Source organism: Clostridium sp., from assembly GCF_047718555.1.
GTDB lineage: Bacteria > Bacillota > Clostridia > Clostridiales > Clostridiaceae > Clostridium_I.
Genome location: NZ_JBDNRK010000084.1, coordinates 1 through 12,929, shown reverse-complemented (window position 1 = coordinate 12,929; position 12,929 = coordinate 1). Strand labels below are relative to the sequence as shown.

The 12,929-nt window shown below is 32.7% G+C and carries 9 protein-coding genes; 1 reads left to right on the top strand and 8 read right to left on the bottom strand.

The features are described 5' to 3' along the window. The first annotated feature begins 149 nt into the window (after positions 1-149). A complete protein-coding gene (locus ABF633_RS19700; protein ID WP_415526251.1) occupies positions 150-2,342 on the top strand; it encodes an alpha-galactosidase in 2,193 nt (730 codons plus the stop codon). A 113-nt stretch (positions 2,343-2,455) separates the two neighbouring features. Here ABF633_RS19700 and hisS read toward each other — a convergent pair whose 3' ends face one another. From hisS to ABF633_RS19660, 8 genes are all read right to left on the bottom strand, one after another. Next, on the bottom strand, positions 2,456-3,751 hold the full coding sequence (hisS, locus tag ABF633_RS19695) for a histidine--tRNA ligase (protein WP_415526249.1): 1,296 nt from the start codon (positions 3,749-3,751) through the stop codon (positions 2,456-2,458). A 327-nt stretch (positions 3,752-4,078) separates the two neighbouring features. After that, on the bottom strand, positions 4,079-5,341 hold the full coding sequence (locus tag ABF633_RS19690; RefSeq protein ID WP_415526247.1) for a multidrug efflux MFS transporter: 1,263 nt from the start codon (positions 5,339-5,341) through the stop codon (positions 4,079-4,081). A 257-nt stretch (positions 5,342-5,598) separates the two neighbouring features. Then, positions 5,599-6,429 carry a helix-turn-helix domain-containing protein gene (locus ABF633_RS19685; protein ID WP_415526245.1) on the bottom strand — a complete coding sequence of 277 codons (831 nt, stop codon included), beginning with the start codon at positions 6,427-6,429 and terminating at the stop codon, positions 5,599-5,601. Between the two features lie 662 nt (positions 6,430-7,091). After that, positions 7,092-7,832 (bottom strand): glycerophosphodiester phosphodiesterase, encoded by a 741-nt coding sequence (locus ABF633_RS19680; protein WP_415526243.1) that lies wholly within the window; start codon positions 7,830-7,832, stop codon positions 7,092-7,094. A 171-nt stretch (positions 7,833-8,003) separates the two neighbouring features. Beyond that, on the bottom strand, positions 8,004-9,350 hold the full coding sequence (locus tag ABF633_RS19675; RefSeq protein WP_415526241.1) for an ABC transporter substrate-binding protein: 1,347 nt from the start codon (positions 9,348-9,350) through the stop codon (positions 8,004-8,006). A gap of 259 nt (positions 9,351-9,609) precedes the next feature. Further along, positions 9,610-10,431 carry a carbohydrate ABC transporter permease gene (locus ABF633_RS19670; RefSeq protein WP_415526239.1) on the bottom strand — a complete coding sequence of 274 codons (822 nt, stop codon included), beginning with the start codon at positions 10,429-10,431 and terminating at the stop codon, positions 9,610-9,612. Between the two features lie 176 nt (positions 10,432-10,607). Continuing rightward, positions 10,608-11,543 (bottom strand): carbohydrate ABC transporter permease, encoded by a 936-nt coding sequence (locus ABF633_RS19665; protein ID WP_415526237.1) that lies wholly within the window; start codon positions 11,541-11,543, stop codon positions 10,608-10,610. 140 nt (positions 11,544-11,683) lie between these two features. Next, a complete protein-coding gene (locus ABF633_RS19660; protein WP_415526235.1) occupies positions 11,684-12,796 on the bottom strand; it encodes an ABC transporter ATP-binding protein in 1,113 nt (370 codons plus the stop codon). Positions 12,797-12,929 lie beyond the last annotated feature (133 nt).

Below are 12,929 nucleotides of genomic sequence, written 5' to 3'. Positions count from 1 at the left end.
AAATTCAGATGGGGTAAAAGAATCCCCACCTGAATTAAGAACTTGCTTCAATAGTTAAAAGAAAACATAATTTTATTTGAAATTTAATTTAATATGAGCTGAATAATCCGATTAACTATTCAGTTACATACTATATGGGAGGATAAATTATGAGTATTATTTATGATGGAAATACGAGAACATTTCACCTTAAGGCTGGAAACAGCAGTTATATATTGCAAGTACATGATGAAAATTATTTAGTTCATCTTTATTGGGGAAGAAAACTCAGAACCTTTAATGCTGAGGAACTTTTATCCATCAAACGAAGGGGCTCCTTCTCACCAAATCCTGATCCCGATAATGAATTACTATCCCTTGACACATTGCCTCAGGAGTATCCTTCTTACGGTACCAGTGATTTCAGAGTACCTGCTTATTCCGTTCAACTGGAAAATGGATCAACTATAACCGATTTAAGATATGCTTCTCACAAAATTACAAAGGGTAAGCCAAAACTTGAAGGCCTGCCTGCTACTTATGTGGAAAGTGATGATGAAGCGGATACCTTGGAAATAGTATTACAGGATTCACTAATAGGTCTTAATGTAATTTTATCCTATACAGCTTATAATAAATATGATGTAATCACAAGAAATGTACGTTTCATAAACAGCGGTAATACAAAATTAAAGCTGCTCAGTGCCTTAAGTGCAAGTATTGATTTTGACAATTATAATTATGATTTTCTTCACCTTCACGGATCTTGGGCAAGAGAAAGACAAATTGAAAGAACTCCTCTTATAAACGGAAATCAATCTGTAGAAAGCAGACGTGGTGCAAGCAGTCATGAACATAACCCCTTTATTGCACTGCTGAGTAAAGATGCTTCTGAAGAATATGGCGATGTATATGGCTTTAATCTGGTTTACAGTGGAAATTTCATAGCTCAGGCAGAGGTTGATCAATATAAAACTACAAGAGTATCTCTTGGCATAAACCCCTTTGATTTCTCCTGGATCTTAGAACCAAATGAATCTTTTCAAACTCCTGAAACTGTGCTTGTTTATTCCTCAAAGGGCTTAGGTGGAATGTCAAGAACATATCATAAGCTATACCGCAGCAGATTATGCAGGGGAAATTTCAGAGATAAAACAAGACCTGTTCTGGTTAACAACTGGGAAGCAACTTATTTTAAGTTTAATGCAGAAAAAATAGAAAACATAGCTAATGTTGCTAAGGAACTTGGTATTGAACTCTTTGTACTGGATGACGGCTGGTTTGGAAAAAGAGACAATGATGACTGCTCCTTAGGTGATTGGGTAGTTGATGCAAAAAAACTTCCTAAGGGTTTAGGTGATCTTGCAAATAGAATAAATAATCTAGATTTAAAATTTGGACTGTGGTTTGAACCTGAGATGGTATCCCCTGACAGTGATCTATACAGATCTCATCCAGATTGGTGTCTTCATGTACCGGACAGAAGACGTACTCAGGCTAGAAAACAACTGATACTGGATCTTTCAAGAGAAGATGTATGTGAATATATTATAAAATCAGTATCAGATATTTTAAGCAATGTCCATATAGAATATGTTAAATGGGATATGAATAGAAATATGACGGAAATAGGATCAGAGTCTTTATCTCCTGAAAGGCAGAGAGAAACAGCTCATAGATATATACTTGGACTATATAAAATTTATGAAAAACTTACTACAGACTTTCCAAATGTGCTCTTTGAAGGCTGCTCAGGCGGCGGCGGCCGATTTGATGCAGGTATATTATATTATATGCCTCAAATTTGGACCAGTGATGATACAGATGCAGTAGAGAGATTAAAAATCCAATATGGTACCAGTATAGTTTACCCTATCAGCACCATTGGTGCTCACGTTTCAGCAGTTCCAAACCATCAGGTTCACAGAAACACTTCTCTAAAGATGAGGGGTGATGTAGCTATGTCTGGTAACTTTGGATACGAGCTGGATCTTACAAAATTTTCTGAGGAGGAAAAGGAAATTGTAAAAGATCAGGTTAAACAATACAAATCCCTTAGGGAGCTTGTTCAATTTGGAGATATGTATAGACTCTTGAGTCCTTTTGAAGGCAATGAAGCCGCTTGGATAGTAGTTTCAGAAGACAAAACTAAAGCTTTTGCTGCCTATTTCAGAGTACTTGCAACTCCAAATGAACCAGTAAATAGAATATATTTTAGAGGCCTGGATCCTGAGAAAGATTACTCAATTGAAGGTAGGGAAGGTACATTTTCCGGAGATGAGCTAATGTATGCAGGACTTAATATTCCAGATTTACAGGGTGACTACCAGAGTACTACCTGGGTGTTAAGAAGTGAAGGATAATTTTTAAAACTTAATAATTTTAAAGTACCGTAAGATTTATTAAATTTTACGGTACTTTTGCTGTTTACTTCAAAATTCAACTTTATTCAATAATAATATTAATTTTTTATTCATCAAAATTCCTCAAGCTTCACTCTAATTTCCTTGCCTAAATTCATATTTTTTATCTTCACTTCATTTTTTATTACTTCTTCTTCCCCAATTAATACTACATTTTCTACCCCCAGCTTATTAGCATAATTCATTTTTTTCTTTAAGGAATCATCTTCGAGATATATGGTAGCTCCAATTCCCTTTTCCTGCAGCCTTTTCATTACAGCGCCGCAATATTCCATTGTATCATCTACTGGTATTATTAAATATTCCAGCTTTCTCTTTATATTATAATTATCAAGAAAGCCTATTTCCTTTAAAACAAAAAATAATCTTGTTATTCCTATGGAAATTCCAACCCCAGGCAATATATTATCCGTATAGTTTTCAGCTAAATTGTCATACCTTCCACCCGAACAAACAGATCCGTAGCCTTCATTACCTATTAAAAGTGTTTCAAAAACGGTTCCTGTATAATAATCTAGACCTCTTATAATCTTTAAATTGATTGTAAATTCTTTATCCTGTACACCTAAAATCTCCAATACCTGTTTTACTTTCTTAAGTTCCTTAACTCCTTCAGTAAAATAATTATCTTTAATATCAAGCTTTAATAATGCTTCTAATATTTCTTCATTCTCTCCGCTAATATCTAATACACTGCTTAAATATTCACTTTTATCTTTGCCAATTAATTTTGTAAGTTCTTCATCAAAACTTAATTTTCCGATTTTATCATATTTATCAATTAATATCATTACATCTTTGGAATTATCTATTTTTAACTCATTTAATATGCCTTTTAGTATTTTTCTATTACTTATTTGAAATTTATACTTTTCTAGGCCTATAGCTTTAAATGCCTTTGATGCTAAACTTATAACCCAGGCATCATTATTTATACTTAGTTTATTCCTGCCTATTACATCTACATCACACTGATAAAACTCTCTATATCTTCCCTTTTGATTTCTCTCTCCCCTATAAACCTTTCCAAGTTGATATCTTCTAAAGGGAAAGGTTAATTCATTATAATATTGAGCTACATATCTGGCAAAGGGTACGGTTAAATCGAACCTCAATGCCAGATCATTTTTTCCCTTTTTAAAGCTGTAAACCTGTTTTTCTGTTTCTCCTCCTGTTTTAGCAAGTAAAACATCGGCCTTCTCTATTATGGGCGTATCTATAGCCATACATCCATTTTTCTCATAAACTTGGAGTATTTTATTTACTATATCATTAAATTTTTCCTGTTCCTCTGGTAATAACTCCATAAAACCTGGTAATATACTTGGCTTAATTATATTATTATTCATATATTTTCTCTCCCTCTATAATCTTTGATTTTTGTATAACAAAAAACCATGCAGGCATATATCCCACATGGTCTAACAAATTATGAATTACACTTAATTCATTATCACTCAGAGACACAAGCCTACATAAACAGACTTGTATCCACCTTTAAGCAGAGCAAGTCTCTAGTGATGATGATGCATTAAATTAATTTTATTTATATTAAGTGCTTTCTTCATAATTATCCTCCTAAACTTTATTGTAAATATTATATATTGAAATTATATAATATTCAACTAAAATCTACTTAAAAATGTTCATATAGTCAAAGAAAAAATCTTATCATTCTACGCCGTTCTGTGAACTGTTTTTCCGTCAACCTCTTCATCTGCAGCAATATCTGCCTGTTCAGCTGTACTATAATTTTTCAATTTTATATATACTCTCTTGTAAATCCATATTGCATTAAAAAATAGCAGTGCACTTGTTATAAAAAATACATATTTTATTCCCAAGCGGGATGCTATCTGTCCGCCAACTACAGATCCGGTGAAGGTTCCCATATAATAAGCCGATATATTAAATCCAAATATTCTTCCTGTAAGTCTCTCTGGAGTTATTTTCTTTAAGAGAGTATTAATAGATGGTGATAAACCTGCTGTTGCAATTCCAAGACCAAAGCGCAAGGCCATAAGCTGCCATGGATTTTTTACAAATGCCTGTGGTATAAATATTATTCCAGCCAAAATAAGTGCTCCTAATACCACCTTTTGAGGACCTATTCTATCAGAAAGTCTTCCAAGTCTTGGTGCAGCTATAATACTTGCAAGTCCTGAAGCTGAAAATGCCATACCTGAAATAAGGGCAATATGATTTAAATTTCTAGACAACTGACCTATATAAACGGTTATTATAGGTTCTATTGAGTAGTAAGCAAATTGTAATATAAAAGAACTTACAAATAAAGTTAATATGATTTTAGAATTTGGCAATTGTCTCCAAACTTCTTTTGTACTCTCCACCTTTTTCTTTGCAGATGGAACAAAGTTTTCCTTTACAAAAAATAGCGTTGTGAAAAACACAACAAACATTAGTCCACCAGTGAGGAAAAAAGTGAATTTTAGTCCCAAAAACTCATCCAGATATCCTCCCATCAGTGGTCCGAGCAATGAGCCGGATACAAAGGCCGTAGACAATACTCCTAGTGCCCAACCAGCATGTTTTTTCTCCGTTTGAGTTGCTATTAGAGTAGTACAGGCAGTACTGTATCCTGTTATAACTCCCTGAAGCATTCTAAGCGCAATGAGTTCATATACATTCTGCGCAAGCCCCATACTCCCTACTACAATAGCCATACCGAAACTAGCACGTAAAAGCATAGGCTTTCGTCCAACCTTATCTGCTGCATATCCCCAAATGGGCGAAAAAATTGCAGACACAACAAAAGTAACTCCAAAGGCAATTCCGGCTATTTGCTCAATTTGAGAAGTATTGTGAATTCCTAACTGCTTTATATAAAGAGGCATTATAGGAGCAATCTGACTCATACCTATAAGTGTCACAAAGGTTCCAAACCAGCATACTATTAAATTTCTTTTCCAAATTTTCAATAGATAAACCTTCTTTCGCATTTGTAAGAAAGGACGAACTAACAATAAAGATTGATCTAACTAACAAGCAGAGATTTTTGCTCATTGATGGGTGAAAGCTTTCACTGGTTAATGAACAGAAACTTTCATGCTAGTTCGCAACATTCTTATATTTCCAATTAAAATAAACCTAAATATCTTAATATATTTTTTCCTTAATACTTTGATTATTATGTATTAATTATAAATCCAAGAAAGCCTTATTACCATGTAATATTTTAATTTTCATGGACATTTCTGCTGTAAAATTCCCTTGGACTTACACCTTCTACTTTTTTAAATAGCCTGCTGAAGTAGAACTCATCTTTAAAACCAAGAAGCTCTGACACTTCCTTTATTTTTTTATCTCCTTCACTGATAAGCTCTTTAGCTTTATCAATCTTCATTTTATTAAAAAATTCAATAACAGAATATCCAGTACTTTCTTTAAATATTCTAGATAGATAAGTGGGTGACAAAGTTACAATTTCTGAAAGACTAGTAAGTGTTACTACAGAATTTATATGCTCATTCATATATTTTATAATTTTCTTAATTTTTATGGTTGTAGCATAATTAGCGGTCTGTCTTTTTAAATTATCTTGAATTTCAAATATGAGCTGCTGCAATATAATCTTAGATATAAATTCATAGCTAGGCAGCTTTACATCCCAAGTTTCAACCAGCTTTCTAAAGGTATTGAAAATTGGATAATAATCCTTAAGTTCCTGCATATTATTAAAATTCATGGCCTTACTTTCCTCAGCAAGACTCCACTTTTTGTCATAATAGTTAACGTGCACAAAGCTAAAATGTACAGATAGAAATTTAAGAGAATTTTCTAAATCTGACTCAATAGAATGCAAAACATTAGGCTTAAAATAAAAGAGCATACCCTTTTTAACAGAATATTTTTTATCTTCAAGAGTTATATAGCCCTTTCCACCAGCTACCAAAAAGAGTTCATGATGCTTTATTCTTCTTGTAATTTTATTTTTATTATGCCAATCCTCATATTTTTCTCTATGATTGCAGTAATGAATATGAAAATATAGATTATTTTTATTCATAACCACCCTCCAATTATTATTCACCCCAGGAGTGCATCCACAATACATTCACCTCTGGATAAACAGAGTTCTTAGTATCGGTATTTTCGATACTTAGAAATCGTTATCCAGGGACATACCATCCGTTATCTCCCACTTTGATAGAAGATGGGAGTGTTACGGATGGTAGTCATCGGATAAATCATATTTGATGTGCTTGCTTCTTTGGTAAATGATGTTATATGATAAAATTCCTCAATATATGATACCATTTTCTATACATTAATTCATCCATACTGGCTTAGATTAGAACAGAAATCATATCACTATTAGCATCTCCGATGTGACATGAAGAAGACGTTTACTCGCTAAATTTAAAACACTGATATAAACAATCTATTATGAAATTTCGCCTATTGTGAATAGTATATCATATTTATGTCATACATTATACGAATTTTTTGTTGTAATATTTTTGGAAATAAAAAAGAAGCTGTCTTACAATTAATAGATATGCATTGTAAGACAACCCCTTTTTATTTATATTAAATTCCCCATGTAATTCATAAAACTTATTCATTATAGAATAAATTAGTATACTGCTAACTATTTCCATCAAATGACTAATCTATGGATAATTCATCTAAACTTAGTAGTGGTAAAAGTTTTAACTAAGTAAGAATTCATTGATCCGATTCCTTAATCAACCTTCCAAGTACATCTGGATAATTAGTTATAATACCATCTATCCCCAATTCTATAAGTCTTTTCATGTCTTTTTCTTCATTTACAGTATAAGTATTTATAGCTATTTTACTATTTTTAATGTCTTTCACTATATCTTCCTTCATAACAGATGGAAAATATGGATGAACAGCATCAGCTCCAAGCTTTTTGGCATACTCTTCTACCTTATAAAGATTAGCAGCATATAGAAGTCCCATCTTTATACTATTATCCAGTTCTTTAACCTTTACCATGGAATAATGATTGAAGGAGGATAGAATAAGATTATCCTTTAATTTATATTCATATATCTTTTCTATAATCCTCTTCTCCAAATTTTCATATTCAATTATTCCATTTTTAAGCTCAATATTTATTAGCAAATTTTTATCCTTAACGTAATCCAAAAATTCGTCTATGTTTGGTATGGTAGAGTTTTCAAATTCCCCTCCAAAGTTTACACCAGCATGTAAGTTTTTTATCTCCTGGTAGGTGAGATCTTTAATAAAACCCTGTCCATTTGTGGTTCTATCTACTTTTTCATCATGACATACCACAATTACTCCGTCTCTTGTAATATGCACATCTGTTTCGATTCCATCACAACCAGCTTCTACTGCTTTTTGAAAAGCTATCATGGTATTTTCAGGATATTTTCCACTAAACCCTCTATGAGCTATATTTAAACTTTTAACCATAGTTACATCCCCTATCTCGATTACTATAACAGAATAATATTATATTTATATCAAGTATAATCACCAAGCTAAATACATACACAATTAATTTAATCCCCATAACTAAATTAACTCAAGTAAAAAATCAAAGATTTGCTCTGGTATAATGTATCATCATACAACATTTATTTTCTACTGCTTATTATCTTCGTTGTATTTCTTTATGGATGCATTTATACTATCTGCTGCACTCTTAATAGCCTGATCAGGAGTTTTACTGTTTTGAAGCATTTGTTCTATATTTGATTCTATTGTCTGTCTTGCTTCTGGGAATACTGACATTAAAGCTCCCTTAGCTGTTTTTGGTGATGCATGAAGCTGATCTATAGCAGTTTGGAACTGTGGTTTCTGAGCTAGATTATCCTTCATTACCTGCTCATCATAAGCTTTTTTAGTAACTGGAAAATAACCTGTCTGGGAAGCCCAATAAGCTTGTTCCTTAGGTGATACCATATATTTCATAAATTCCCAAGTTGCTTTTTGTTTGTCTTTATCCTTACTGTCAAGTGCCCATAGAGAAGCTCCACCTATAGAAACTCCACCGTCTTTTACATCATCAAAAGTTGGAAGTGGTGCTGTTCCCAGTTGAAATTTATTTCCAATAGCAGTTAAATCTGCTGACAAATCTGCTGTAGATTCAATGTACATTGCTGTTTTACCAGCTAAAAATGCATTTTCTGTAGCGTCTTCATCTCTTCCAAAATTAGCTGCATTGCCTGAATCAACAAGTTTTTTCCATTCATTTAACACTTTAAGTCCTGCACCATTTTTATCAAATTCTACAGCTGTAGGTGCTTTTGTTCTACCATTATCATTGTTTGCATAATTTTGTCCCTGTTTAACTACAAACTGCTCAAAGAACCAACCATAAATAGCCATGGCATATCCATACTGAGTAACCTTTCCTGATCCATCCTTCTTAGTCAATTTTGCTGCAGCCTGTTCTAATTCTGAAAATGTCTTTGGAGGACTATTAGGGTCTAAACCTGCTGCTTTGAATGCATCCTTATTGTAGTAAAGTATAGGCGTAGATGTGTTAAAAGGCATGGAATAAAGTTTATCATTAACAGTATAATATCCTGCTATGTTTGGCTCTATAGCTGATACATCATATTTTTCATCATTTATAAAATTCTGTACTGGTAAAACCCAGCCGCTGTCTATCATGAATCTTGTACCTATATCATATACCTGCATTACATCCGGTCCATTTTTTACTTTCTCTGCACTTTTTAACTTATTTATTGCATCGTCATATTTACCTTGGAATTGAGCGTTAACCTTTATATTCTTGTGGCTGCTGTTAAAATCATCTACCATTTTAGTAATTGCCTGACCATTTTTACCTGACATTGAATGCCAAAATGTAATTTCCACTGGCTTATCACTTGCCTGTGCACTGTTTGAACTGCTGCAGCCTGTGAAAATGCTTCCTACTAGAACTGAAGCCAACAATATGCTTATAAGTTTCTTTTTCATTGTATTTCTCCCCTTAAAATTATTATTTTATCCGATGACTAGCTGCTGTAATACTCCACCTTCTAATTGTGGAGATAACAGCAACACGTCCCTAGATAATTCATCTACACTCATTTGGAATAAAGACTCCAAATAAGTAAGATTCATTGATATATGAGTACTAATCGTTGCAATATAAGCATGTACATATTCTTAAAAGTTTCCTTTAAGACTACTTATAAAGACGATAGGTTTCCAATAATTAATTACTTACAAATCTCTAACCTTTTACTGCACCAGAAGTCATTCCCTCTATAAGCTGCTTTTGACCAATTATAAATATTATAATTGAAGGTAAAATAACCATTACTATACCTGCCATTATTAGACCATAAGACTGATTCTCAGAAAATTGAAGCATACTTATACCAATCTGTACTGTTCTTGAATCATCTTTACTTGTTACAAGCAGCGGCCACAAATAGTAATTCCAGCTGGATAAAAAGGTATAAACCCCTAAAGAACCTACAATTGGCTTTGACATTGGAAATACTATGCTGATAAAAAATCTAAAATTACTGCAGCCATCTATTTTAGCTGCTTCATATATTTCTTTAGGAAGAGTCAGATAGTATTGTCTTACCATGAATATTCCCATGGCAGAACTTAAGAATGGAATAGCTAATCCCCTGTAGGTATCCAACAAATCAAAATTACCTATTGTGAGGTAATTTGATATCATAGCTGATTCATCCGGGATCATCATGGTAGCCAGAATGATGATAAAAATTATCCTCTTTCCCTTAAATTCGAAGAAAGAAAAAGCAAAGCCTGCTAAGCAAGAAGTCACAATCTGTCCTATAGTTATTATTGAAGATACAATGAAGCTGTTTACTATAAATTTAAGTATAGGTGCCACCTTAAGTACATCTATGTAATTTTGAAAATACAATTTTGTAGGTATTAATTTAGGTGGATATGTAAATATCTGATCATGGGGCATAAGACTAATATCCAGTGCATACAAAATTGGTAATATACTTAATAATGCAAAGATTATATTTATGCCGTAGAGTGATATCTTTCTTATATTTTTCTCCATTTTTATAATGCATCTCCCTTCTTAGGCACACTCAAATAAATAACTAGTCAGTATGCTAGTCTATTTTGAATCCTACTGCGTCAACAGAACCCTTAGATAGCTCACTATCTGCGGTGTTGGATTCAAAATATCCGTCGCATCTTTGATTTATTATTTATTTTCATATGCCTTAGTTTTTATTGATAAAATACTTTTTTCTTCTCATATTTGAACTGAATAAGAGTCACAACAAGAATTATTACAAATAAAATTATGGATTCAGCACTGGCTGTGGCAAATTTATTATTAAAAAATGCATCTCTGTAAATTGAATATACAAGTACATTGGTTGCTCCTGCTGGGCCCCCCTGAGTCATTATGTTTATTTCTCCAAAGGCTTGAAAAGAACTCACAACATTTATTACTAATACAAAGAAAAGTGTAGGTGAAAGACAAGGCAATATTACATTTTTTAAACGCTGAAAATAATTGGCCCCATCTATAGAAGCACTTTCACTCAATTCTCTTGGAATATTTTGAAGTCCTGCAATTATAAATATAAAATTCATACAGCCGTGAAGCCATATATCAACTACAGCTACCGCAATAAATCCCCAAAAGGAACTACTTAACCATCCTATACTTCTTCCCAGTACAAAATTTACAAGACCAATACCAGGATTAAATAAAAGCAACCATATGATAGCTGCTGATGAAGAAGACACCGCCATAGGCATAGCATAAAAAGTACTGAATACTCCTTTTAGCCTCAATTTGTTATTAGCTGCAAGAGCTAATATAAGTCCGATTATTATAGATGGTATGGTAGTTACAATAACAAATTTAAAGGTAACTAAAATACTATTTATAAAAGCAGCTGATTTAAACAGATCTGAATAATTTGACAACCCTGCAAAGGAACTTAGGTCTCCCTGGGCATTTGTATTATATAAACTCATGTATATGGTCTTAAAGAAAGGAAAGTAAGTAAATGCTATAAAGATTACCAAACAGGGTACTATGTACATATATGGTTCTAAAAAACTCAAGCTTTTCTTTTTTTCTACAATTTTACTTCTGGTAAAATACTCTTGTTTGGATGTTTCTTCTATCTGCTCTGCTGCTTTTTCCATATCTACTACCTCCACAAAAATAATTGTCTAATTACAATATTAAATTATAGACTTATATAATTAACTTTAGTTTATGTGTTTGTTAAAAAACTTTTACCTGCAATAATTAAAATTTACATAGGTAATTGCTGATTGTTACATTAGCCAATCAATTCTATCTCTTTTTTTGTATCTTCAGCATAGCCGAAATTGATGCCATCTTTATGGAAAAAATGTACCTTTGACCAGTCAATACTGCAATATAGGCTACCCAGATTATCAACACTATAACTGCTATCCATAGTTGCTATCATTTCATTTTCATCCAAATAAAAATATATACATTTTCTGCTGCCATGGTTTTCTATATATTTAATTTTAATAGAAAAAGAATTTTTATTATTTATATTTCCTATAGTAATGTGCTCTGGTCTTACTCCAAAAATAACATTATTTTCATTGCTAGACTTTATTATATCAAGCCACATCTCTGGTATTTCAATGTTATTGCTTCCAAGCATTAATCTATTTCCAATGACTATAGTATTAATTAAATTCATAGAAGGTGAGCCCATAAACTTTGCAACAAAAGTATTTACAGGTCTGTTGTAAACATTCTCGGGGGTATCCATCTGCTGAAGCTTTCCCTTATCCATCACTGCAATTCTATTCCCTATAGTCATAGCCTCAACCTGATCATGAGTCACATATACAAAGGTTGGATTGTATAGCCCATGTATTTTTACCAATTCACCTCTTGCAGAGGTTCTAAGCTGTGAATCTAAATCTGACAACGGCTCATCTAAAAGAAAATAAGGTGCTCTCTTAACTAAGGCTCTTGCCAGTGCCACTCTTTGCATCTGTCCCCTAGACAGCTCCTTTGGGTATCTCTTTTCAATACCAAATAAATTCAGTATTCTAATTGCTTCAGAAGCTCTCTTTTTTATTTTATCCTTTGGTACCTTATTCATTGTAAGTCCAAAAGTTATGTTATCAAAAACAGTCAAGTGAGGATAAAGCGCATAATCCTGAAATACCATAGCAATATTTCTATCTCCAGGCTCTATATCATTACCTAATTTATCCCCTAAATATAATTCTCCTGATGATACACTCTCAAGGCCTGATATCATCCTAAGTATTGTACTTTTTCCGCATCCAGAAGGTCCCACAATTACAATTCTCTCTCCCTGCTTTATTTCCAAATTTAAATCTTTTATTACACTCGTACCATCATAATCTTTACATACATTTTTGAATCGTATACAATCCATTTTTGCCAAAGCTCCTTTCCTGTTAGCCTACAGGCGGTAATATAGTGTATTCTTTTAATCATGTAAATAAACAAAAAGTATTGAAGCAAGTTCTTAATTCAGGTGGGGATTCTTTTACCCCATCTGAATTTTA